Annotated in this window: 21 protein-coding genes and 1 pseudogene; 15 read left to right on the top strand and 7 right to left on the bottom strand. The window is 72.0% G+C overall.

Annotated elements, in window-relative coordinates:
* Nucleotides 1–69: 69 nt before the first annotated feature.
* Together ACZ4Z4_RS08055 and ACZ4Z4_RS08050 are read right to left on the bottom strand one after the other, a co-directional pair.
* A pseudogene (locus tag ACZ4Z4_RS08055) lies at nucleotides 70–183 on the bottom strand (LPFR motif small protein); the annotation flags it as partial.
* 105 nt (nucleotides 184–288) lie between these two features.
* Nucleotides 289–1,179 (bottom strand): SCO6745 family protein, encoded by an 891-nt coding sequence (locus tag ACZ4Z4_RS08050; RefSeq protein WP_468323803.1) that lies wholly within the window; start codon nucleotides 1,177–1,179, stop codon nucleotides 289–291.
* 157 nt (nucleotides 1,180–1,336) lie between these two features.
* Here ACZ4Z4_RS08050 and ACZ4Z4_RS08045 point away from each other — a divergent pair, with 157 nt between their 5' ends.
* Both ACZ4Z4_RS08045 and ACZ4Z4_RS08040 read left to right on the top strand, forming a co-directional pair.
* A complete protein-coding gene (locus ACZ4Z4_RS08045) occupies nucleotides 1,337–2,344 on the top strand; it encodes a GlxA family transcriptional regulator (protein WP_468323800.1) in 1,008 nt (335 codons plus the stop codon).
* A 7-nt stretch (nucleotides 2,345–2,351) separates the two neighbouring features.
* On the top strand, nucleotides 2,352–2,984 hold the full coding sequence (locus ACZ4Z4_RS08040) for a DJ-1/PfpI family protein (protein WP_468323797.1): 633 nt from the start codon (nucleotides 2,352–2,354) through the stop codon (nucleotides 2,982–2,984).
* 19 nt (nucleotides 2,985–3,003) lie between these two features.
* On the opposite strand, the gene ACZ4Z4_RS08035 is transcribed toward ACZ4Z4_RS08040, so the two are convergent.
* Entirely contained in the window at nucleotides 3,004–3,756 is a 753-nt protein-coding gene (locus ACZ4Z4_RS08035) for an enoyl-CoA hydratase/isomerase family protein (RefSeq protein ID WP_468323795.1), read from the bottom strand.
* Between the two features lie 68 nt (nucleotides 3,757–3,824).
* Between ACZ4Z4_RS08035 and ACZ4Z4_RS08030 the strand changes: the two genes are divergently transcribed.
* Both ACZ4Z4_RS08030 and ACZ4Z4_RS08025 read left to right on the top strand, forming a co-directional pair.
* Nucleotides 3,825–4,448 carry an HdeD family acid-resistance protein gene (locus tag ACZ4Z4_RS08030; RefSeq protein ID WP_468323792.1) on the top strand — a complete coding sequence of 208 codons (624 nt, stop codon included), beginning with the start codon at nucleotides 3,825–3,827 and terminating at the stop codon, nucleotides 4,446–4,448.
* A 93-nt stretch (nucleotides 4,449–4,541) separates the two neighbouring features.
* The gene (locus tag ACZ4Z4_RS08025) at nucleotides 4,542–5,054 is read left to right on the top strand and encodes an ATP-binding protein (protein WP_468323789.1); all 513 of its coding nucleotides are present in this window, start codon (nucleotides 4,542–4,544) and stop codon (nucleotides 5,052–5,054) included.
* 8 nt (nucleotides 5,055–5,062) lie between these two features.
* Here ACZ4Z4_RS08025 and idi read toward each other — a convergent pair whose 3' ends face one another.
* The 4 genes from idi to galE form a co-directional block, all read right to left on the bottom strand.
* The gene (gene idi, locus ACZ4Z4_RS08020; RefSeq protein ID WP_468323786.1) at nucleotides 5,063–5,656 is read right to left on the bottom strand and encodes an isopentenyl-diphosphate Delta-isomerase; all 594 of its coding nucleotides are present in this window, start codon (nucleotides 5,654–5,656) and stop codon (nucleotides 5,063–5,065) included.
* 144 nt (nucleotides 5,657–5,800) lie between these two features.
* Nucleotides 5,801–7,057 carry a GNAT family N-acetyltransferase gene (locus ACZ4Z4_RS08015; RefSeq protein ID WP_468323783.1) on the bottom strand — a complete coding sequence of 419 codons (1,257 nt, stop codon included), beginning with the start codon at nucleotides 7,055–7,057 and terminating at the stop codon, nucleotides 5,801–5,803.
* 215 nt (nucleotides 7,058–7,272) lie between these two features.
* A complete protein-coding gene (locus tag ACZ4Z4_RS08010; protein WP_468323780.1) occupies nucleotides 7,273–8,211 on the bottom strand; it encodes a cation diffusion facilitator family transporter in 939 nt (312 codons plus the stop codon).
* A 177-nt stretch (nucleotides 8,212–8,388) separates the two neighbouring features.
* Nucleotides 8,389–9,372: a UDP-glucose 4-epimerase GalE gene (gene galE, locus ACZ4Z4_RS08005; RefSeq protein ID WP_468323778.1), complete on the bottom strand. Its 984-nt coding sequence runs from the start codon at nucleotides 9,370–9,372 to the stop codon at nucleotides 8,389–8,391.
* A gap of 313 nt (nucleotides 9,373–9,685) precedes the next feature.
* Here galE and ACZ4Z4_RS08000 point away from each other — a divergent pair, with 313 nt between their 5' ends.
* From ACZ4Z4_RS08000 to ACZ4Z4_RS07950, 11 genes are all read left to right on the top strand, one after another.
* Nucleotides 9,686–11,488 carry a DUF5941 domain-containing protein gene (locus ACZ4Z4_RS08000; protein WP_468324188.1) on the top strand — a complete coding sequence of 601 codons (1,803 nt, stop codon included), beginning with the start codon at nucleotides 9,686–9,688 and terminating at the stop codon, nucleotides 11,486–11,488.
* Nucleotides 11,485–12,222, top strand: coding sequence for a phosphocholine cytidylyltransferase family protein (locus tag ACZ4Z4_RS07995; protein WP_363249683.1), 738 nt, complete (start codon nucleotides 11,485–11,487; stop codon nucleotides 12,220–12,222). The genes ACZ4Z4_RS08000 and ACZ4Z4_RS07995 overlap by 4 nt, the downstream gene beginning before the upstream one ends.
* Nucleotides 12,210–13,277: an iron-containing alcohol dehydrogenase family protein gene (locus ACZ4Z4_RS07990; protein ID WP_468323774.1), complete on the top strand. Its 1,068-nt coding sequence runs from the start codon at nucleotides 12,210–12,212 to the stop codon at nucleotides 13,275–13,277. The genes ACZ4Z4_RS07995 and ACZ4Z4_RS07990 overlap by 13 nt, the downstream gene beginning before the upstream one ends.
* Nucleotides 13,255–14,034, top strand: a complete 780-nt coding sequence (locus tag ACZ4Z4_RS07985; RefSeq protein WP_468323771.1) for a CDP-alcohol phosphatidyltransferase family protein — start codon at nucleotides 13,255–13,257, stop codon at nucleotides 14,032–14,034. The genes ACZ4Z4_RS07990 and ACZ4Z4_RS07985 overlap by 23 nt, the downstream gene beginning before the upstream one ends.
* A 35-nt stretch (nucleotides 14,035–14,069) precedes the next feature.
* Nucleotides 14,070–14,942 carry a glycosyltransferase family 2 protein gene (locus ACZ4Z4_RS07980; protein ID WP_468324185.1) on the top strand — a complete coding sequence of 291 codons (873 nt, stop codon included), beginning with the start codon at nucleotides 14,070–14,072 and terminating at the stop codon, nucleotides 14,940–14,942.
* 95 nt (nucleotides 14,943–15,037) lie between these two features.
* Nucleotides 15,038–15,976: an ABC transporter permease gene (locus tag ACZ4Z4_RS07975; protein WP_468323768.1), complete on the top strand. Its 939-nt coding sequence runs from the start codon at nucleotides 15,038–15,040 to the stop codon at nucleotides 15,974–15,976.
* Entirely contained in the window at nucleotides 15,969–16,763 is a 795-nt protein-coding gene (locus tag ACZ4Z4_RS07970) for an ABC transporter ATP-binding protein (protein ID WP_468323765.1), read from the top strand. The genes ACZ4Z4_RS07975 and ACZ4Z4_RS07970 overlap by 8 nt, the downstream gene beginning before the upstream one ends.
* A gap of 348 nt (nucleotides 16,764–17,111) precedes the next feature.
* Nucleotides 17,112–18,011: a squalene synthase HpnC gene (hpnC, locus tag ACZ4Z4_RS07965; RefSeq protein WP_468323763.1), complete on the top strand. Its 900-nt coding sequence runs from the start codon at nucleotides 17,112–17,114 to the stop codon at nucleotides 18,009–18,011.
* Entirely contained in the window at nucleotides 18,008–18,958 is a 951-nt protein-coding gene (gene hpnD, locus ACZ4Z4_RS07960; protein ID WP_468323760.1) for a presqualene diphosphate synthase HpnD, read from the top strand. The genes hpnC and hpnD overlap by 4 nt, the downstream gene beginning before the upstream one ends.
* A gap of 124 nt (nucleotides 18,959–19,082) precedes the next feature.
* Nucleotides 19,083–20,492: a hydroxysqualene dehydroxylase HpnE gene (gene hpnE, locus ACZ4Z4_RS07955; protein WP_468324182.1), complete on the top strand. Its 1,410-nt coding sequence runs from the start codon at nucleotides 19,083–19,085 to the stop codon at nucleotides 20,490–20,492.
* Nucleotides 20,489–21,622, top strand: a complete 1,134-nt coding sequence (locus tag ACZ4Z4_RS07950; protein ID WP_468323757.1) for a polyprenyl synthetase family protein — start codon at nucleotides 20,489–20,491, stop codon at nucleotides 21,620–21,622. The genes hpnE and ACZ4Z4_RS07950 overlap by 4 nt, the downstream gene beginning before the upstream one ends.
* Nucleotides 21,623–21,722 lie beyond the last annotated feature (100 nt).

Raw genomic sequence — 21,722 nt, 5'->3', positions numbered from 1 at the left:
GAGGGATCAGACCCGGCGGGCCCGGCCCATCCGCCCGGATCGGCGGCCGCCGCCGCGCCCGGCCCGCCCCGCGGTGCTGGAGGCTCCGCCGAACAGCCGGGCCAGGGCCCGGAACGGCAGGGTGACGACGGTGGCGATGGCGGCACCGATCTGACGCAGTACGTCCGCGATGGCACGGAACATGAGAACTCCCCTTTCGTCCCTGCGGCGCCGCCGGGTCGGCGGGGCCGGTGGACGCACGGGTACCTCGGACGCCCGAAGACATGCGCGCCGGTGGCGCCGGGCCGCTCAGCGCTTGCCGAGCAGATCCGCGGGGAACGCGCCGGCCTTCAGTGCCGTGCCGATGAACAGGGTGCCGAGTTCGGTGAGACGCTCGACGCCCGCCGCGCCCAAGTGCTCGTACGGGGCCCGGTCCAGGTGGTCCGTGCGCTCCTCGACGTCCCGGCGCAGTGCCACCCCGGCCTCCGTCAACTCGCCCTCGCCGTCGAGCACTCCGCGCGCCCGCAGCCGCTCGGCCGCGGCGTCCCACTCCTCCTGGTTCCAGCCGCGGGTGGAGAAGACCCACTTCGGCCTGGTGCCCTTGCCGGTCGCGGTGTGGCTCACCAGGGCTTCGAGACCGTCGAGTCCGGCGTCGAGCAGCGCCGTCAGGTGCCCGTCGCCGCGGTGCTCGCGCAGCAGCGTCGCCGCGTGCCAGTAGGCGAGGTGCGGCTCCTCGGGGACGGGCAGGTCGGCGTGGGCGGCGTACAGCGGGCGGGCGCCGCGGGTGCAGGCCTCGGTGGCGCGCAGCGCGAGGCCCGCGGCCTCCGCCATCTCCGGCGAGGCGACGAGCTCCTCACCGAGGAGGCGCCGCAGCGTCGTGTCGACGGCCCGCAGCCGCGCCGCGAGGACGTCTTCGGGGGAGGCGGTCCGCCAGATCCGCGGGACGTGCGCGGTGATCAGCTCGTACTTGTAGTTGTAGAAGGTGGCGGCCACGGTCCCGGGGCCGACGGCGCCCAGGGCCGCCGCGCGCACGGCGAAGTTGACGGCGTGCGGGTGGGTTATCCCGAGACCGCCCAGCTCCCGTCCGACGTCGGGGGAGAAGTAGTGCGTCGAGTGGAGCGAGTTGAGCACGTTGTGGCAGCGGCGGCCGGCGCGCGGCTCCAGGGCGGCGGGCGCGGACGAGGTCGTCGAAGAGGTCATGTGCGCACGATACCTACTGGTTGGTATGGGGGGCGGGGCGGTTTTCCGCGGGGTCGGGAAACCTTCCTGGTGGCCGGGCCGACGGGCGAGCCGGATGGCAGGAAAGGTGGGTTATTCGTCATTGCGGGCGCCGGTCGGCGGGCCAAGAATCGAGCGCATGGCCCAGCGCACCGTCCTGGTCGTCCTCTTCGACGGCGTCCAGAGCCTCGACGTCACCGGGCCCGTGGAGGTCTTCGCGGGCGCCGACCTCTGCCTCGCCGACTCCAGGGCCGGCTATCTCGTCCGCACCGCCTCCCTCGACGGCGGCCCCGTCCGCACGTCCAGCGGTCTGACCCTGACCCCCGACTCCACGCTGGCGGACGCGCCCGCGCCGCACACCCTGGTGGTCCCGGGCGGCCCCGCCACCCGCTCGCCGGACCCCGGGCTGACCGGCTGGCTGCGCGAGAACGGCCCGCGCGCACAGCGCCTGGTGTCGGTCTGCACCGGAGCGATCCGGCTCGCCGAGGCCGGCCTCCTGGAGGGGCGCCGGGCGACGACGCACTGGGCGTACTGCGACCGCCTCGCCGAGCAGCACCCGGGCGTCGAGGTCGACCCGGACCCCATCTACGTACGCGACGGGCATGTCGCGACGTCCGCCGGGGTCACCGCGGGCATCGACCTCGCCCTGGCGCTCGTCGAGGAGGATCTGGGCCGCGAGGTGGCGCTCACGGTCGCCCGCCATCTCGTGGTCTTCCTGCGGCGCCCGGGGAACCAGGCGCAGTTCAGCGCGCAGCTCGCCGCCCAGACCGCGCGGCGCGAACCGCTGCGCGAGGTCCAGCAGTGGATCACCGAGCATCCGGCCGACGACCTCTCGGTCGACGCGCTGGCCGCCCGCGCCCGGCTCTCGCCCCGCCACTTCGCCCGCGCCTTCCAGGCGGACACCGGGCTGACGCCGGGCAGGTACGTCGAGCGCGTCCGCATCGAACACGCCCGCCGGCTCCTGGAGGACACCTCCGACGGGGTCGAGGAGATCTCCCGCGCCTGCGGCTACGGCACGCCGGAGGCCATGCGCCGCGCCTTCGTCAAGGTCCTCGGCGCCGCACCCGCCGAGTACCGCCGCCGCTTCCATCCCGCACCGACCCCACGGACCGTGCCGGCCGGCACCTCCGCCACTTCGCACCGATAGGGACACCATGCAGATAGCCATCGCCCTGTACGAGCGCTTCACCGTCCTGGACGCCATCGGCCCCTACCAGACGCTGAGCGGTCTGCCCGGCGCCGAGACCGTCTTCGTGGCCGAGCGGCCGGGCCCGGTGCGCGACGACACCGGCAGCCTCGCGCTCGTCGCCGACTCGTCCTTCACCGAGGTGCGGCGCCCCGACATCGTCGTCGTCCCCGGCGGCCCCGGGCGGAGCGACCAGATGGAGAACGAGCCGCTGCTCGACTGGCTCCGCGCGGTCGACGCCACGACCACCTGGACGACCTCGGTGTGCACGGGCTCCCTCGCGCTGGCCGCCGCGGGCCTCCTCAAGGGCCGCCGCGCCACCTCGCACTGGCTCGCCCTCGGCGAACTGGACCGGCTCGGCATCGAGTCGACGGGGGAGCGAGTGGTCTTCGACGGCAAGTACGTCACGGCGGCCGGCGTCTCCGCGGGCATCGACATGGGCCTCACCCTGGCCGGCCGGATCGCGGGCGACGAGCACGCGCAGGCCGTACAGCTGCTGACCGAGTACGACCCGCAGCCGCCCTACGACGCCGGGTCCCCGGAGAAGGCGCCCGCGCACCTGGTCGCGAAGTTCCGCGAGGGGAGCCGCTTCTTCCAGTAGGCGGCAGGACCGGCCGGGCTCACTCGCCCCGCGCGGTCCAGCCGAAGTGCGGCTTCCTGCGCTCCAGGAACGCGGCGACACCTTCGGCGGTGTCGCCGCTGCCGCGTGCCTGCTCCGTCCAGTAAGCGTCCCGGTCCGTGCGCCCCGCCGCGAACTCCTTCGCCGCCGCCTGCGTCAGCTGCGAGCGCGACACGAGGACACGGGTGAACTCCGCGACCCTCTTGGCCAGTTCGCCGGACGGCAGCACCTCGTCCACCAGACCGGTCCGCAGCGCCCGCTCCGCGCCGATCAACTCCCCCGAGAAAAGCAGGTACTTGGCGGTCGCGGGCCCCACCAGGGACACCAGGCGCCGGGTGGAGGACGCCGGATAGACGATGCCCAGCTTGGCGGGCGTGACGCCGAACGAGGCGCCCTCGTCCGCGAACCGCAGGTCGCACGCCCCCGCCAGCTGGGCGCCGCCGCCCACGCAGTAGCCCCGCACCGCCGCGAGCGTCGGCTTCGGGAACGCCGCCAAGGCCTCCTCGGCCCGCACCGCCAGCTCCTGCGCGGTGCCCGGGGACTCGCGCAGCGTGGAGATGTCGGCGCCCGCGCAGAAGGTGTCGCCCGCGCCGGTGAGCACGACGGCCCGCACGGCCGGGTCGGCGGCGAGCGCCGCGCAGAGCGGCGGCACCTGGCGCCACATGTCCGCGGTCATGGCGTTGCGCTTGGCCGGATGGTCGATGAGGACGGTGGCGACGCCGTCGGTGACGGTGTGGCTCAGCTGCGGCTCCATGCGCCGGATGCTATCCGCACCCCTCGAACGTACGATCAAGAAGGGGGCCGAGCGAGAGGGAGACGCTGATGGCCGGACCCAGGGACGACAGGGCCACATCGGAGGCCAGGACGGTCAGCCGCGGCTTCGGCTGGCTCGCGCTGCTCGGCGTGATCCTCGCGGTGGCCGGCGTCGTCGGCCTCGTCTACACCGGATTCGCCACGCTGACCTCGATGCTCCTGTTCGGCTGGCTCCTGCTCGTCGGCGGCGTCGTCGGACTGCTGCACGCCGTCCAGTCACGGGGCAGCAGCTTCTTCTGGCTGGGCGTCGTGGTCGCCGCGCTGAACCTCGCGGCGGGCGTCGTGATCATCCGCAGACCCGATGTGGCGGCGGAGGCGCTGACCATGTTCGCGGCCCTGCTCTTCCTCACCGGCGGGGTGTTCCGGCTGGTCGGCAGCCTGGTGGTGCGCGGCCCGCAGTTCGCCCTGACGCTCCTCCAGGGCGCCTTCGGCCTGCTGATCGGCATCCTGGTGCTCGCCGAGTGGCCCAGCAGCAGCCAGTACGTCATCGGGTGCTTCTTCTCCCTGACGCTGCTCTTCGACGGCCTCGGTCTGCTCGCCACGGGCATCGGCGGGCGCCGCATCGTCAGCCTCGTACAACCTGAAGAACGCTTGAAGACAGAACAACCAGGGCAGGACCAGTCGCCCAGCTGACGACGGCATGCGCCGGCGGTCAAAATCCGTCGATAGTCGCTGACTTCTGGTCAGTGGAGCGGTCCGGACCAGAGCGTTGCCAACACTCGACGTGTGGCGACAATCGAGCGCAAGGACGGCGACCGGACGATGGGCAGCGACGGGGGCGCGCCGGATCCACTCCCCGCGGGCGGCGGACCGGCGTCGTACGAGGGCGTGTGGCGCTTCACGGCCCCCGCCGTCGACGCCTCCGTCCCCCAGGCGCGGCACGCGGTGCGCGACCTGCTGGCCCGGCAGGGCGTACCGGCTCCGGACGAGATCGTGCAGGGCCTGCTGCTGATCGTCTCCGAGCTGGTCACCAACGCGGTGCGCCACGCGGCGCTGCTCTCGCCGATGCTCGCGGTGGAGGTCGCGGTCGGCGCCGAGTGGGTGCGGGTCTCCGTCGAGGACAACCACCCTTACCGCCCGACGGCCCTGGTGGCGGACCACGGCCAGACGGGCGGGCGGGGGCTGCTCCTCGTCCGGGAGATCACGGCGGAGGCGGGCGGCGCCTGCGACGTCGAGCACACCGCGAGCGGGGGCAAGGTCATCTGGGCGGCCCTGCCCCTCAAGCCGGCTCTCGGCTGACGGAGCGGCTACCAGCCCGCGGCGGGGCCGGTCAGCTCCTTGATCGCGGGCCGTGCCGCGTCGAGGACGGTCATGAACCACGCGGAGAACGGCTCCCGCTCGTGCCGCTCGGCCAGCTCGCCGGCCGTCACGAACGCGGTCCCGCCGATCTCCGCGGGGTCGGGGCGCAGCGGCGACTGCACCATGCCCACGAACAGGTGGTTGAACTCCTGCTCCACGAGCCCCGAGGCCGGGTCCGGGTGGTTGTAGCGCACCGTGCCCGCCTCGGCGAGCAGCGACGGCGAGACCCCGAGCTCCTCGTGCGTACGCCTGGCCGCCGCGGCGAACGGCGCCTCGCCCGGGTAGGGGTGGCCGCAGCAGGTGTTCGACCAGACGCCGGGGGAGTGGTACTTGCCGAGGGCGCGCTGCTGGAGCAGCAGGCGCCCCTGCTCGTCGAAGAGGAAGACGGAGAACGCCCGGTGCAGCTGCCCGGGCGCCTGATGCGCGGAGAGTTTCTCCGCTGTGCCGATGGTCCTGCCGTCCTCGTCGACGAGTTCGAGCAAGATGGTTTCTCCGGTGCCGCTCGACGAGGTGTTCGCCGCGGTGGCAGGTGTGATCGGCATACGCATCCTTCGCTTCGGTCTTCGAGTCCCAAGTCTGCCGTACGTTCCGGACACCTCGGGCACTTCTGGAACCCGCATGTCCCGCCGCACCGAAGCACGGCGGGACACGCGCCGGGCGCCGTCGCACGGGCGCCCGCCGGAGCGTCAGACCCCGAAGGCGGCCGGGTACTGGATCGTGCCCCGCGGCAGCGGCCCGGAATCGTCCGCCCCGTCGAGGACGAGCGCCATCATCGCCTCGTCGGGCACCTCGAAACCTGGCCGGATCCCGTATCCCGAAGCAGGCCGGAAACCGAACCGCGGATAGTACGAGGGATGCCCGAGCACGAGGACGAGCCGCTCCTCACGCGCGCGTGCCGCATCCAGCACGGCCCGCACGACCGCCGAACCGGCCCCCGTCCGCTGGTGCTCGGGCAGGGTGGCGACGGGCGCGAGGGCCAGCGCGGGCGCGCCGTCCACCCGGCAGCGGGTGAGCAGCGCGTACGCGGCCACCGAACCGTCGGGCGCCTCGGCGACGTACGACAGACCGGGAAGCCACGCCTCCGGGTCCGTGCGCAGCGCGTCGACGAGGTCGGCCTCGGCCTCCGTCTCGAAGGCGGCGGCGTTCACGGCGTGCACGGCGGCGGTGTCGGCCGCGGTCTCCGGGCGGGTCGGCCAGGAGTCCGTGGGCCGCAGGACGTAGCCCGTGTAGCCGTACTCGCTCCCGTGCTCGCGCCGCATCGCGATCTCCTCGCGGGTGGCGGCGAGCGCCTCGGCCATGCCGGGAGCGCTCGGGTCCGCCGCGTCCGCCCGCGCGCCGAGCGGGCCGTAGTACTCGTCCCAGTCGGACTCGGGCTGCGGGTGCACGCCGACCACGGAGTACCCGGCGCCGGTCGCGGCCCTGGTGTTCGCCTCGGTCGTGCGCAGCGCGTAGTGCCGCTCCCAGAAGGCGCGGGCCGCCGCGGACGGTTCGGCGGTCGTCCACTCGCACTCGGTCACAACGAGCGCCCCGCCGGGTGCGAGCAGCCGCCGCCAGGCGCGCAGCGCGGTGTCGAAGCCGATGCCGTACACCGAGCTCTCGGCCCAGACGAGGTCGAACGACCCGTCGGGGTAGGGGAGTTCGGCCATGTCGGCCTTGACGGTGGTGATCGATCCGGCGAGCCCGCGCGCCTCGGCCGACGCGTGCAGCTCGTCGAGGAACGGCTCGTGGAGATCGACGGCGGTCACCTCGGCGCCGGCCTCGGCGGCGAGCAGGAGAGCGGCGCGGCCGGGGCCGCAGCCCAGGTCGAGCACGCGCGGCCGCTCGGGCAGCGCGCCCACGAGGGAGAGCAGGTGCCGGGTGGTGGCGTCGGAGCCGGGGCCCTGCCGCGGCAGACCGTGGTGCAGGGCGAAGAAGGCATGGCTGATGGAAGCGTTGTCGGTCAACGTGGAAATCCTTGGGTGAAGGACCCGCGGACCTGACGTACGGACTGTGGGGTACGTGAGGTCAGACGCGCGCCCGGGAAGTGGGGATGCACGTGTCGCCGCGCGGAGCGGCGTCAGCCGTGACAGTCATCGACCCACCTCCGGGAACCCAGGAACTCCGGCGACTATAACACCGGCATAACGCCGGGGGGGGGGCGTCACCGGGGCGGGCGCCGTCAGTGGCAGAGCTTCGCCTCGTGCTCCGCGTGACCGCTCGGCTCCAGCTGGAAGGTGCAGTGCTCGACGTCGAAGTGGTCCCCGAGGCAGCCCTGGAGCTCGTGCAGCATCTTCTCGTGCCCGATTGAGTCGAGGGTGTCGGAGCTCACCACTATGTGGGCGGAGAGCACGGGCATGCCCGAGGTGATCGTCCAGGCGTGCAGGTCGTGGACCTCCTCGACGCCCGGCAGGTCGAGCAGGTGGGCCCGCACCTGAGCCATGTCGACGTCCTTGGGCGCCGACTCCAGGAGCACGTTCAGGGTCTCCTTGAGGAGCTTCACCGTCCGCGGGACGATCATGAAACCGATGACGAGCGAGGCGATCGGGTCGGCGGCCTGCCAGCCGGTGAGCATGATCACGACCGACGCGACGATGACCGTGACCGAGCCGAGGGTGTCCGCGACGACCTCCAGGAAGGCGCCCCGCACATTGAGGCTGTCCTTCTGGCCGCGCATGAGCAGCGAGAGCGAGACCACGTTCGCGACGAGACCGAAGACGCCGAAGTAGAGGGCGAGGCCGCCCTCGGTCTCCGCGGGCGTGATGAACCGCTCGACCGCCTCGAAGAGCACGTACCCGCCGACGCCGAGCAGCAGCAGACAGTTCGCGAGCGCGGCGAGTATCTCGGCGCGGGCGTAGCCGAAGGTGCGGTTCTCGGTGGGCGGCCTGTTCGCGAAGTGGATCGCGAGCAGGGCCATGGCGAGGCCGACGGCGTCCGTGGCCATGTGCGTCGCGTCCGCGACGAGCGCGAGCGAGTCCGCGACGATGCCGCCCACGATCTGGGCCAGCATGACGGTGAGCGTGATGCAGAGCGCTGTCCGCAGCCGCCCCTTGTAGGCGCTCGCCGCGGTGCCCGTGGTCGGCGCCCCGTGCGCGTGTCCGTGATCGTGCCCAGCCCCCATGGAGCGGCCCTCCCGCGTCGTTCATCGGTCTGCTGTTCGCTGGTCGCGAGCCACAGTGAACTACGGGTGGGGGGTATCTGGCAACGCGGCACTGAACACCGTTATCACTCCGCTGACCTGCGAAAATGGCAACGATTCCCGACAGGCGGAGGCATGCAGGTCAGCGGACCGCGACGATCAGTCGCGACGCGCGTCCGGGTGGTGCAGACACCACCCCGCCCAGGCCGACTCGACCATCTCGCGCACCCCGCGCCGGGCCGTCCAGCCGAGCTCCTTCGCCGCCAGGCCCGCGTCGGCCACGGCCCGCGGCGAGTCACCGGCCCGGGCCGGCTCGACGAGCGCGGGCCGGGTGTCACCGCTCACCTCACCGATCAGCGTGACCAGTTCGCGTACGGAAACACCGCGCCCCCGGCCGATGTTCACGGTCAGATCGCCCTCGGCGCCCGCCGCGAGCCGGCGGGCCGCCGCGAGGTGGGCCTCGGCGAGATCCGAGACGTGCACATAGTCACGCACGCAGGTGCCGTCCGGCGTCGGATGGGTGTCACCGAAGATCCGCGGCGACTCGTCGCGCCGCAGCCGGTCGAAGACCATCGGGATCACGTTGTAGACACCGGTGTCCGCGAGCTCCGGCGCCGCGGCGCCCGCCACGTTGAAGTAGCGCAGGCACACCGTCCCGATGCCGTGCGCCCGCCCGGCCGCCCGCACCAGCCACTCACCGGCGAGCTTCGTCTCGCCGTAGGGGCTGACCGGCGCGCACGGCGTGTCCTCCCCGACGAGCTCGACGTCCGGCGGATTGCCGTACACCGCGGCCGACGAGGAGAACACGAACCGCTTGACGCCGGCCTCGGCGACGGCTTCGAGCAGCGTCGTCAGGCCGCCCACGTTCTCCCGGTAGTAGCGCAGCGGCTGCTCCACCGACTCCCCGACCTGCTTGCGGGCCGCGAGATGCACCACACCGGTGACACCGTGCTCGGCGAAGACCCGGCGCAGCAGCTCCCCGTCCAGCGAGGAGCCCTCGACCAGGGGCATGCCGTCGGGCAGCCGCTGCGGCACCCCCGACGAGATGTCGTCGAGCACGACGACGTCCTCCCCGGCACCGGCCATGACCCGCGCCACATGTGCCCCGATGTATCCAGCCCCGCCTGTGATCAGCCATGTCATGGGCGCCCACCCTAAGCGAACGCCCTGTGCGGGCACCGGGCAGCGGGCATGTGGCCACTATCCCGGGCAAGCCGGGCACGGAACGGGCGCGGTTTGTGAGCGCGGCCCCCCATCCACCATGATGATCGTGAAGGCCGAGGCCCTCGCAGGCCGCCCCGAGAGCCTTATCGGGGCGTGAACGGGTGATGAACGCCCGCTTCCCACCATCCGATAGCCTCAGCCGACGTGCCGCCCGGCCGCCATGGGCCCGGGGGCGCTCCCCTTACGCATGTGCCCGGCGCGAGCCGCGCCGGTACTCAAGGAGTGAGTTCGTCTGTCGACCGCCATCCTCACCGGTCAGCCGGTCCCCGGGTCGCCGCTCGAAGGCGATCTGCGGTCCCTCGGCTTCGACGTGCGGGTCGCCTCCGACGCGGCGGACGCCGAGACGCTGCTCGCCGCCGTCCCCGCGGACCAGCGGGTCGCGGTCGTCGACGCGCGCTTCGTCGGACACGTCCACGCGCTGCGCCTCGCCCTCACCGACCCCCGCTTCGCCGCCGCCGCGCTGCCCGGCGCCGTCACGGCCAGGCCGGCGGCCCGCGCCGCACTGACGCGCGCCCTGCGGGCCACCGTCGGCACCGCGAACGGCGTCGTGACGCTCGACGCGCTCCCGGACTCCATCGCCGCGGCCATGGAGTCCGGCGCCACGGACGTGCACCGCCCCGAGCTCGGCACCCTCGTCGCCACCGTGCCCGCCGACCCCCAGACGCGGAACGAGGCACGCCAGGCCGTGGCGGCCGTGGACGACGAGGCGGTACGCCTGCGCACCGCGGTCAAATCGCGCGACGGTTTCTTCACGACGTACTGCATCTCCCCGTACTCGCGCTACATCGCCCGCTGGTGCGCGCGCCGCGGCCTCACCCCGAACCAGGTCACCACCGCCTCGCTGCTCACCGCCCTGATCGCGGCGGGCTGCGCGGCGACCGGGACGCGCGGCGGCTTCGTCGCGGCCGGCCTGCTGCTGCTCCTCTCCTTCGTCCTGGACTGCACCGACGGGCAGCTCGCCCGCTACTCCCTCCAGTACTCGACGCTCGGCGCCTGGCTGGACGCGACGTTCGACCGCGCCAAGGAGTACGCCTACTACGCGGGCCTCGCGCTCGGCGCGGCCAACGCGAACGGCGACGACGTCTGGGCGCTGGCCCTCGGCGCCATGGTTCTCCAGACCTGTCGCCACGTCGTCGACTTCTCCTTCAACGAGGCGAATCACGACGCGACCGCCAACACCAGCCCCACCGCGGCCCTTTCCGACAAGCTCGACAGTGTCGGCTGGACGGTCTGGGTGCGCCGGATGATAGTCCTGCCCATCGGCGAGCGCTGGGCGATGATCGCCGTGCTCACCGCGGTCACCACCCCGCGCATCACCCTCGTCGTCCTGATCATCGGCTGCGCGCTCGCCGCCTGCTACACCACTGCGGGACGCGTCCTGCGGTCGCTGACCCGCAAGGCCACCCGCACCGACCGCGCCGCCGGAGCCCTCGCCGACCTCGCCGACAACGGCCCTCTGGCCTCGGCCTTCGCCGCCCTCAAGTGCGGCGGCCCGGTGCCCGCGCCCGTGCTCGCCTTCCTCGGCGGCGCCGTGATCGTCGCGGTGAGCGCCTTCACCTCCTACGGCAGCCCGTGGATCGTCGTCGCCGCCGTGCTCCACGTGATCCTGTCCGGCCTCGCGCTGTCGCGGCCCCTCAAGGGCCCCCTCGACTGGCTCGTCCCGCCGTTCTTCCGTGCCGCCGAGTACGGCACGATCCTGGTCCTCGCGGCCAGGGCCGAGGTGAACGGAGCCCTTCCCGCGGCTTTCGGGCTGGTGGCCGCGGTCGCCTACCATCACTACGACACGGTGTACCGCATCAAGGGCGGCGCCGGCGCGCCTCCGCGCTGGCTGGTGCGGGCGATCGGCGGCCAGGAAAGCCGGATCCTCGTGGTCGCGCTGGCCGCGGCACTGCTGCCCACCACAGATTTTCCCGTCGCGCTCACGGCACTCGCCGTGGCCGTGGCACTCGTGGTGCTCGTCGAGAGCATCCGCTTCTGGGTCGCCGCCGAGAAACAGGGCGCACCCGCCGTACACGATGAAGGAGAACCCGCATGATCGGCCTCGTGCTGGCGGCCGGCGCCGGACGGCGTCTTCGCCCTTACACGGACACCCTGCCCAAGGCTCTGGTGCCCGTCGACGGTGAGACCACCATCCTCGACCTGACGCTCGGCAACTTCGCCGAGATCGGTCTGACCGAGGTCGCGATCATCGTCGGCTACAAGAAGGAGGCCGTCTACGAGCGCAAGGCGGCCCTGGAGGCGAAGTACGGCCTCAAGCTGACCCTGATCGACAACGACAAGGCCGAGGAGTGGAACAACGCCTACTCCCTGTGGTGCGGCCGTGACGCCATCAAGCACGACGTGATCCTCGCCAACGGCGACACCGTGCACCCGGTCTCCGTCGAGAAGACGCTGCTCGCCGCCCGCGGCAACGGCCAGAAGATCATCCTCGCCCTCGACACGGTGAAGCAGCTCGCCGACGAGGAGATGAAGGTCATCGTCGACGACGCCAAGGGCGTGCAGCGCATCACCAAGCTGATGGACCCCTCCGAGGCCACCGGTGAGTACATCGGCGTCACCCTCATCGAGGGTTCCGCAGCCGACGAGCTCGCCGACGCCCTGAAGACCACCTTCGAGCGCGACCCCGACCTCTACTACGAGGACGGCTACCAGGAGCTCGTCAACCGCGGCTTCAAGGTCGACGTGGCCCCGATCGGCGACGTCAAGTGGGTCGAGATCGACAACCACGACGACCTCGCCAAGGGCCGGGAGATCGCGTGCCAGTACTGACGAGGCTCATCCCCTCGCCGGTCGTCGTCGACATCCGGCCGGGGGCGATCGACGACCTGGCCGGTGTCCTCGCCGACCAGCGGATCTGCTCGTCGACCGGCAAACTCGCCATCGCCATCAGCGGTGGCTCGGGCGCGGTGCTCCGCGAGCGGCTGATGCCCTCGCTGAGCGGCGCGGAGTGGTTCGAGGTCGGTGGCGGCACGCTCGACGACGCCATCAAGCTCGCCGACGCCATCAAGAAGTCGGGCCGTTACGACGCGATCGTCGGCCTCGGCGGCGGCAAGATCATCGACTGCGCCAAGTACGCCGCGGCGCGCGTCGGCCTGCCGCTGGTCGCCGTCGCGACGAACCTGTCGCACGACGGCCTCTGCTCGCCCGTCGCGACCCTCGACAACGACGCGGGCCGCGGTTCGTACGGCGTGCCGAACCCCATCGCGGTCGTCATCGACCTCGACATCATCCGCGAGGCCCCGGTCCGCTTCGTCCGCTCCGGCATCGGCGACGCGCTCTCCAACATCTCCGCGATCCGCGACTGGGAGCTCGCCGCCCGCGAGCGCGGCGAGGACATAGACGGCCTCGCGGCCGCGATGGCCCGGCAGGCCGGTGAGGCGGTCCTGCGCCACCCCGGCGGCGTCGGCGACGACGGCTTCCTCCAGGTGCTCGCCGAGGGCCTGGTGCTCACCGGCATCGCGATGTCCATCTCGGGCGACTCCCGCCCCGCGTCGGGCGCCTGCCACGAGATCAACCACGCCTTCGACCTCCTCTTCCCCAAGCGCGCCGCCAGCCACGGCGAGCAGTGCGGCCTCGGCGCGGCCTTCGCGATGCACCTGCGCGGTGCCCGCGAGGAGTCCGCGTACATGGCCCAGGTGCTGCGCCGCCACGGCCTGCCCGTGCTGCCGGAGGAGATCGGGTTCACCGTGGACGAGTTCGTCCAGGTCGTGGAGTTCGCTCCGCAGACCAGGCCGGGCCGCTACACGATCCTGGAACACCTCGACCTGTCCACCGACCAGATCAGGGACGCATACGCCGACTATGCAAAAGCCATCGGTAGCTGAGCTCCGCCCGGTTGTTCACCCCCCGGGGGTGAAGGACCGGCGCAGCGGCGAACACTGGGCCGGCCGGCTCTACATGCGCGAGGTCTCCCTGCGCATCGACCGGCACCTGGTGAACACGCGGGTCACGCCCAACCAGCTGACCTACGTGATGACCGTCGCCGGCGCCCTCGCCGCCCCGGCCCTGCTGGTGCCGGGCGTCACGGGCGCCGTGCTCGGCGTGCTCGCGGTCCAGCTGTATCTGCTGCTCGACTGCGTCGACGGCGAGATCGCCCGCTGGAAGAAGCAGTACTCGATGGCAGGCGTCTACCTGGACCGGGTCGCCGCTTACCTGTGCGACGCCGCGGTCCTGGTCGGCTTCGGTCTGCGCGCCGCCGACATATGGGGCTCGGGACGCATCGACTGGCTGTGGGCGTTCCTCGGCACCCTGGCCGCCCTCGGCGCGATCCTGATCAAGGCCGAGACCGACCTCGTCGGTGTCGCCCGGCACCAGACGGGCAAGGAGCCCGTCAAGGAGTCCGCGTCCGAGCCGCGCTCCTCCGGCATGGCGCTGGCCCGCAGGGCCGCCGCCGCGCTGAAGTTCCACCGGCTGATCCTCGGCGTCGAGGCGTCCCTGCTGATCCTGGTTCTCGCGATCGTGGACCAGGCCCGGGGCGACCTGTTCTTCTCGCGCGTCGGCGTCGCGGTCCTCGCGGGCATCGCGATGCTCCAGACCCTGCTCCACCTCGTGTCCATCCTCGTATCGAGCAGGTTGAAGTGAACACCCCGAGCACTCCGGCCGACCCGGCAGAGAAGCTGAAGGTCGGCGCCGTCATCATCACGATGGGCAACCGGCCGCAGGAGCTGCGCGCCCTCCTCGACTCGGTCGCCAAGCAGGACGGCGACCCGGTCGAGGTGGTCGTGGTCGGCAACGGCGCCCCCGTGCCCGACGTGCCCGAAGGCGTGCGCACCGTCGAGCTGCCGGAGAACCTCGGCATCCCCGGCGGCCGCAACGTCGGCATCGAGGCCTTCGGGCCCGGCGGCACCGACGTCGACATCCTGCTCTTCCTGGACGACGACGGCCTCCTCGCGCACCTGGACACGGCGCAGCTGTGCCGCGAGGCCTTCGCCGCCGATCCGGAGCTGGGCATCATCAGCTTCCGCATCGCGGACCCGGAGACGGGACAGACCCAGCGGCGGCACGTGCCGCGGCTGCGGGCCTCCGACCCGATGCGCTCCTCGCGCGTCACGACCTTCCTCGGCGGCGCCAACGCCGTCCGTACGAAGGTCATCGCCGAGGTCGGCGCCCTGCCCGGCGAGTTCTTCTACGCGCACGAGGAGACCGACCTCGCCTGGCGCGCCCTCGACGCGGGCTGGATGATCGACTACCGCTCCGACATGGTGCTCTTCCACCCGACGACGGCCCCCTCGCGGCACGCGGTCTACCACCGGATGGTGGCCCGCAACCGTGTCTGGCTGGCCCGGCGCAACCTTCCCGCGCTCCTGGTCCCGGTCTACCTCGGCGTCTGGATGCTCCTCACCCTCGCCCGGCGCCCCTCGGGCCCCGCCCTGAAGGCGTGGTTCGGCGGCTTCAAGGAGGGCTGGACCACGCCCTGCGGGCCTCGCAGGCCGATGAAGTGGCGTACGGTATGGCGGCTGACGCGACTGGGCCGACCTCCTGTCATCTGACAAGCTCGGGTCTGAGAGCATTCGGGCCATACCCCGGTCCCTGGCCCACGCCTATGCCCGACCGGCTGCGCATCTGAAGACGAAAGTTTCCACTCGTGAGTGAGACAACGCATGACGGCGGAGTCACGGTGACAGCATCCCCGTCGACACCGCCGCCCGATGACGGGCTCTCCCGCGCCGACCTCGCCGCCAAGTACGGTCTGACCGTCAGCGGCGCCCGGCCCGGACTTTTCGAGTACGTCCGCCAGCTCTGGGGACGGCGCCACTTCATTCTCGCCTTCTCCCAGGCGAAGCTCACCGCCCAGTACAGCCAGGCCAAGCTCGGCCAGCTGTGGCAGGTGGCGACGCCGCTCCTGAACGCGCTCGTCTACTTCCTGATCTTCGGTCTGATCCTGGGGGCCGACCGGGGCATGCCCCGCGAGGTCTACGTCCCCTTCCTCGTCACCGGCGTCTTCGTCTTCACCTTCACGCAGAGCTCGGTGATGGCGGGCGTCAGGGCGATCGCGGGCAACCTCGGCCTGGTGCGCGCGCTGCACTTCCCGCGCGCCTCGCTGCCGATCTCGTTCTCGCTCCAGCAGCTCCAGCAGCTGCTGTTCTCGATGATCGTGCTGTTCATCATCATGATCGGCTTCGGCAGCTACCCGACTCTGTCGTGGCTGCTGATCTTCCCGGTCCTGATCCTTCAGTTCCTCTTCAACACGGGCCTCGCGATGGTCATGGCGAGGCTGGGCAGCAAGACGCCCGACCTGGCGCAGCTGATGCCCTTCGTGATGCGCACGTGGATGTACGCGTCCGGCGTGATGTTCTCCATCCCGGTCATGCTGAAGGACAAGCCCGCCTGGATCGCGGACGTCCTCCAGTGGAACCCGGCCGCCATCTACATGGACCTGATGCGCTTCGCGCTGATCGACGGCTACGGCTCCGAGAACCTGCCGCCGCACGTCTGGGCGGTCGCGGCGGGCTGGGCCGTGCTGGTCGCCGCCGGTGGCTTCGTGTACTTCTGGAAGGCTGAGGAGCGGTACGGCCGTGGCTGAGGACAAGAACGACCCGAACGCGGGCAAGGGGCACATCCCGACCGTCATCGCCGACGAGCTGCACATCGTCTACCGCGTCAACGGTGCGAAGACCGGCAAGGGCAGCGCCACCTCCGCCCTGAGCCGCATGCTCCGGCGCGGCGAGGAGCGCGGCGTGCGCAAGGTGCACGCCGTCCGCGGCGTGAGCTTCACCGCCTACCGCGGCGAGGCCATCGGCCTGATCGGTTCGAACGGCTCGGGCAAGTCCACCCTGCTCCGCGCCATCGCGGGCCTGCTCCCCGCCGAGAAGGGCAAGGTCTACACCGACGGCCAGCCCTCGCTGCTCGGCGTCAACGCGGCCCTGATGAACGATCTGACGGGCGAGCGCAACGTCATCCTCGGCGGGCTCGCGATGGGCATGTCCCGCGAGCAGATCAAGGAGCGCTACCAGGAGATCGTCGACTTCTCGGGGATCAATGAGAAGGGTGACTTCATCACCCTGCCGATGCGCACCTACTCCTCCGGCATGGCGGCCCGCCTGCGGTTCTCCATCGCGGCCGCCAAGGACCACGACGTCCTCATGATCGACGAGGCGCTGGCCACCGGCGACCGCAAGTTCCAGAAGCGCTCCGAGGCCCGCATCCGCGAGCTCCGCAAGGAGGCCGGCACGGTCTTCCTCGTCAGCCACAACAACAAGTCGATCCGCGACACCTGCGACCGCGTGCTGTGGCTGGAGCGCGGCGAGCTGCGCATGGACGGGCCGACCGACGAGGTCATCAAGGAGTACGAGAAGTTCACGGGCAAGTAGCCCGATCGAGCCACCGGGCGTACACCCGTTCGGCAGCAGTGCCCCGCCGGGAGGAACCCGGCGGGGCACTGTCGTGACATGGTGTCCCCGGAGCCCCTCGCGCCCCTCAACTCGCCGGTGGCAAAGGAGCTTTGACGCCAATCGGTGTGGTGTTGTGATGCGCCGAACACCCCGACGATGCGTGCGGGGTTGTACAACGTAAGCTGTACCGGTGCTGATTCGCGGCAAGTGGGGCGATATCGCGCGGCGCCCCCGGCTCGGCGCACGGTCCACCTCGGAGAGTGCTGGGCGGCGTGTCCGAAATAGGATGTATTGGGTCGGCAGTGTAGAACGGGAGATGTGACGGCAATGGCTACGGATGATCTCCGGCTCCGCGATGCATCCGCCGTCCTCGACAAGGCCGCGGACGAAAACTTCCCGGTGGCGCCCTTCTTCCTGCCCCGGGCCTGGCGCGACGACCTCATGGCCGTCTACGGCGTCGTGCGCCTCATCGACGACATCGGCGACAGCGACCTGGCGCCCGAGGCCGCCCACGCCCGCCACCTGGGTCTTCGCGACGGCGACGCGGCCGACCCGGCGCGGCTCCTGGACGCCGTCGAGGCGGACCTGGACAAGGTCTTCGGCGGCGGTGAGCCCGGCCACCCGCTGGTCGGCGCGCTGCGGCCGGCCGCCGGGCGCGGCACCCTGACGGCCACCCCCTTTCGCGCCCTGATCGAGGCCAACCGCCAGGACCAGACCGTCACGCGCTACGAGACGTACGACGACCTGGTGGCCTACTGCGCGCTCTCCGCGAACCCGATCGGCCGACTCGTCCTGGCCATCACCGGCACGGAGACCCCCGAGCGCATCCGGTACTCGGACGCCATCTGCACCGGGTTGCAGATCATCGAGCACATCCAGGACGTCGCCGAAGACCTGCGGCGCGGCCGCATCTACCTGCCCGTCGAGGACATGAAGCGGTTCCACGTGAGCGAGTCAGACCTGGCCCTGCCGACCGCGGGCGCGTCGGTGCGCGCGCTGGTCGCGTTCGAAGCGGAACGCGCCCGCGGCCTGCTGAATGAAGGCACCCCCCTGGTGGGTAGCGTCCACGGCAGGCTGAAGCTGCTGCTGGCCGGATTCGTGGGAGGGGGCAGGGCGGCGGTCCGGGCGATCGTCGACGCCGGGTACGACGTCCTTCCCGGACCGCCCAGACCCACCAAGCCCCGCATGTTCCGCGAGGCGGGCGCAGTGCTGCGAGGAGAGGGGTGAGCCGGGCAGTGGAGTCGGATCCGCGCGTGTCCGCGCCGGTGCTCGCCGCGTACGGCTACTGCGAGACGGTGACCGGTCAGCAGGCACGCAACTTCGCGTACGGCATCCGGCTGCTGCCGGCGCCCAAGCGCCGGGCCATGTCGGCGCTGTACGCGTTGTCACGGCGGGTCGACGACATCGGGGACGGCGCCCTCGCCCTGGACGTCAAGGCGGACCGGCTCGAGGAGACCCGGGCGCTGGTCGCCCGGATCCGCGCGGGGGACGTGCGGGAGGACGACACCGACCCGGTCGCGGTCGCCCTCGCACACGCCGCCGCCCACTTCCCCATCCCGATGGACGGCCTCGACGAGCTGATCGACGGCGTCCTCATGGACGTACGCGGCGCGACGTACGAGACGTGGGAGGACCTGAAGGTCTACTGCCGCTGTGTGGCCGGCGCGATCGGGCGGCTCTCGCTCGGCGTGTTCGGCACGGAGCGGGGGGCGCTCCATGCCGAGCGCGCGCCGGAGTATGCCGACACGCTCGGCCTCGCGCTCCAACTGACCAACATTCTCCGGGACGTTCGCGAGGACGCGGCGGACGGGCGGACGTACCTGCCCGCCGACGACCTCGCCAAGTTCGGCTGCTCCGCCGGGTTCTCGGGCGCCGAGCCGCCCGCCGGCTCCGACTTCGCGGGCCTCGTCCACTTCGAAGTGCGCCGCGCGCGTGCCCTGTTCGCCGAGGGCTACCGCCTGCTGCCGATGCTGGACCGGCGCAGCGGTGCCTGTGTGGCGGCGATGGCCGGCATCTACCGCAGGCTCCTCGACCGCATAGAGCGGGAGCCCGAAGCGGTCCTGCGCGGCCGCGTCTCGCTGCCGGGCCGCGAGAAGGCGTACGTCGCCGTGCGCGGACTGTCCGGCCTCGACGCGCGGAACGTGTCACGACAGACCGTCCGGAGGCGCGTGTGATGTGCGTCCGGAGTGATCGTGGGACAGCTGGGACAACGTTCGCAAAGCGGCGGGCAACCCTCCGCTCCATGGTCGCGTCCCAGACTGCAACGGCCGAAGGGGTGGGTGCATGAAGAGGGAAGACATGCAGCCCGAGGGGCTGATCGAGCACGCCGGAGGCCGTCCCGCTGGGGCGGCCGCAGTGGTGGTCGGCGGCGGCCTCGCCGGCATCACCGCCGCGCTCGCGCTCGCCGACGCGGGGCTGCGCGTGACGCTGCTCGAAGGGCGGCCGCGCCTCGGCGGGCTCGCGTTCTCCTTCCGGCGCGGCGCGCTGACCGTCGACAACGGCCAGCACGTCTATCTGCGCTGCTGCACCGCCTACCGGTGGTTCCTGGACCGCATTGAGGGCGCGCACCTCGCGCCCCTGCAGGAACGTCTCGACGTGCCGGTCCTCGACGCCGACCGCAACCGGCTCGGCCGGCTGCGGCGCACCGCGCTGCCCGTGCCCCTGCACCTGGCGGCGAGCCTCGCCACGTATCCCCATCTGTCGGTCGCCGAGCGCGCCAAGGTGGGGCGCGCGGCGCTCGCCCTCAAGGCGCTCGACCCGGCCGACCCCGCGCTCGACGCGCAGGACTTCGGCAGCTGGCTGGCCAGGCACGGCCAGTCGGCGCGCGCCATCGAGGCGCTCTGGGACCTGGTGGGCGTCGCGACGCTCAACGCCGTCGCGGGCGACGCCTCCCTCGGGCTCGCCGCGATGGTCTTCAAGACCGGGCTGCTCTCGGAGCCGGGCGCCGCCGACATCGGCTGGGCCCGGGCCCCCCTCGGCGACCTGCACGACACGCTGGCCCGCAAGGCGCTCGACGCCGCCGGCGTCCGCACCGAACTGAAGGCCCGCGTCACCGCCATCTCCCGCACGGAGAAAGGCGGTTGGCGCGTGGAGGTGCCCGGCGAGACCCTGGAGGCCGACTCCGTCGTACTCGCCGTGCCCCAGCACGAGACGCACGACCTCCTCCCGGACGGCGCGCTCGACCAGCCCGACCGGCTGCTCGACATCGACACCGCGCCCATCCTCAACCTGCATGTCGTCTACGACCGGAAGGTGCTGAAGCGGCCGTTCTTCGCCGCCATCGGCTCGCCCGTCCAGTGGGTCTTCGACCGGACCGAGGCCTCCGGGCTCACCGAGGGCCAGTACCTGGCGGTCTCCCAGTCGGCCGCCCAGGACGAGATCGACGCGCCCGTCGCCGCGCTGCGCGAGCGCTACCTCCCCGAGCTGGAGCGGCTGCTGCCCGCGGCACACGGCGCCGAGGTGCGGGACTTCTTCGTCACCCGCGAGCGGACCGCGACGTTCGCCCCCACGCCCGGCGTCGGCAGACTCCGCCCCGGTGCCCGCACCAAGGCCCGCGGCCTCTACCTCGCGGGCGCGTGGACCGCGACCGGCTGGCCCGCGACCATGGAGGGCGCCGTACGCAGCGGCATCAGCGCGGCCGAAGCGGCCCTCTCCACCCTCGACCGCCCCCGTGATCACCTCTTCGCGTTCGAGGAGGCGGTGGCGTGAAGCTCGACCTGCTGGGGTCAGGTCCCCAGAGAAACAGCACCGGAACAAGAGGAGAAACTGTGCCGACTGTGCCCTCGGCCGAGAAAACGGCTGCCGACACGGTGGACGTGACCTCACTGCTCGAACGAGGAAGGACGCTGGCCACCCCGGTGCTGCGGGCCGCGGTGGACCGCCTCGCGCCGCCCATGGACACCGTCGCCGCCTACCACTTCGGCTGGATCGACGCCGAGGGCAACCCGTCCGACGGTGACGGCGGCAAGGCCGTGCGTCCCGCGCTGGCCCTGCTCTCCGCCGAGGCCGCGGGCGCCCCGCCCGAGGTCGGCGTCCCCGGCGCGGTCGCCGTCGAGCTCGTGCACAACTTCTCGCTGCTGCACGACGACCTGATGGACGGCGACGAGCAGCGCAGGCACCGCGACACCGTGTGGAAGGTGCACGGCCCCGCGCAGGCCATCCTCGTCGGCGACGCCCTCTTCGCGCTCGGCAACGAAATCCTCCTGGAGCTCGGCACCGTCGAGGCGGGCCGCGCCACCCGCCGCCTGATCACCGCGACCCGCGCGCTGATCGACGGCCAGGCACAGGACATCAGCTACGAGCACCGCGACCGGGTCACCGTCGAGGAGTGCCTGGAGATGGAGGGCAAGAAGACCGGCGCCCTGCTCGCCTGCGCGGTCTCCATCGGTGCCGTCCTCGGCGGCGCGGACGACCACACCGCCGACACCCTGGAGAAGTACGGCTACCACCTCGGCCTCGCCTTCCAGGCCGTGGACGACCTGCTCGGCATCTGGGGCGACCCGGAGGCCACCGGCAAGCAGACGTGGAGCGATCTGCGGCAGCGCAAGAAGTCGCTGCCCGTGGTCGCCGCGCTCGCCGCGGGCGGCCCGGCCTCCGAGCGGCTCGGCGAGCTGCTCACCGCCGACTCCAAGAGCAGCGACTTCGAGAGCTTCTCCGAGGACGAGTTCGCCGCGCGCGCCGCCCTGATCGAGGAGGCGGGCGGCCGCGAGTGGACCGCCAAGGAGGCCCGGCGCCAGCACGCCATCGCCATCGAGGCGCTGGACCACGTCCAGATGCCGGACCGGGTGCGGGCGCAGCTCGTCGCGCTCGCCGACTTCGTCGTCGTACGAGAGAGATGATCACTATCGCGCGGATATCCGAGTTGCCCGGAGGGTGACCCCCGGGCTCCCAGGCAGTCGCCGGCCGGCGCCCCGCGCCGGCCGACGGCGGACCCACAGC

It is taken from the genome of Streptomyces sp. NPDC030245 (genome assembly GCF_055572995.1).
The sequence above is the reverse complement of the archived record's forward strand: the minus strand, read 5'-3'. Positions and strand labels throughout refer to the sequence as shown.

Coding starts and splice junctions, on each gene's coding strand:
- ACZ4Z4_RS08040 (WP_468323797.1), top strand. CDS start 2,352: ATGCAGATAGCCATCGCCCTGTACGAGCGCTTCACCGTCCTGGACGCC.
- ACZ4Z4_RS08030 (WP_468323792.1), top strand. CDS start 3,825: ATGGCCGGACCCAGGGACGACAGGGCCACATCGGAGGCCAGGACGGTC.
- ACZ4Z4_RS08035 (WP_468323795.1), bottom strand. CDS start 3,756: ATGGAGCCGCAGCTGAGCCACACCGTCACCGACGGCGTCGCCACCGTC.
- ACZ4Z4_RS08010 (WP_468323780.1), bottom strand. CDS start 8,211: ATGGGGGCTGGGCACGATCACGGACACGCGCACGGGGCGCCGACCACG.
- hpnE (WP_468324182.1), top strand. CDS start 19,083: ATGCAGCCCGAGGGGCTGATCGAGCACGCCGGAGGCCGTCCCGCTGGG.
- ACZ4Z4_RS08045 (WP_468323800.1), top strand. CDS start 1,337: ATGGCCCAGCGCACCGTCCTGGTCGTCCTCTTCGACGGCGTCCAGAGC.
- ACZ4Z4_RS07985 (WP_468323771.1), top strand. CDS start 13,255: ATGCAAAAGCCATCGGTAGCTGAGCTCCGCCCGGTTGTTCACCCCCCG.
- galE (WP_468323778.1), bottom strand. CDS start 9,372: ATGACATGGCTGATCACAGGCGGGGCTGGATACATCGGGGCACATGTG.
- ACZ4Z4_RS08050 (WP_468323803.1), bottom strand. CDS start 1,179: ATGACCTCTTCGACGACCTCGTCCGCGCCCGCCGCCCTGGAGCCGCGC.
- idi (WP_468323786.1), bottom strand. CDS start 5,656: ATGCCGATCACACCTGCCACCGCGGCGAACACCTCGTCGAGCGGCACC.
- hpnC (WP_468323763.1), top strand. CDS start 17,112: ATGGCTACGGATGATCTCCGGCTCCGCGATGCATCCGCCGTCCTCGAC.
- ACZ4Z4_RS07995 (WP_363249683.1), top strand. CDS start 11,485: ATGATCGGCCTCGTGCTGGCGGCCGGCGCCGGACGGCGTCTTCGCCCT.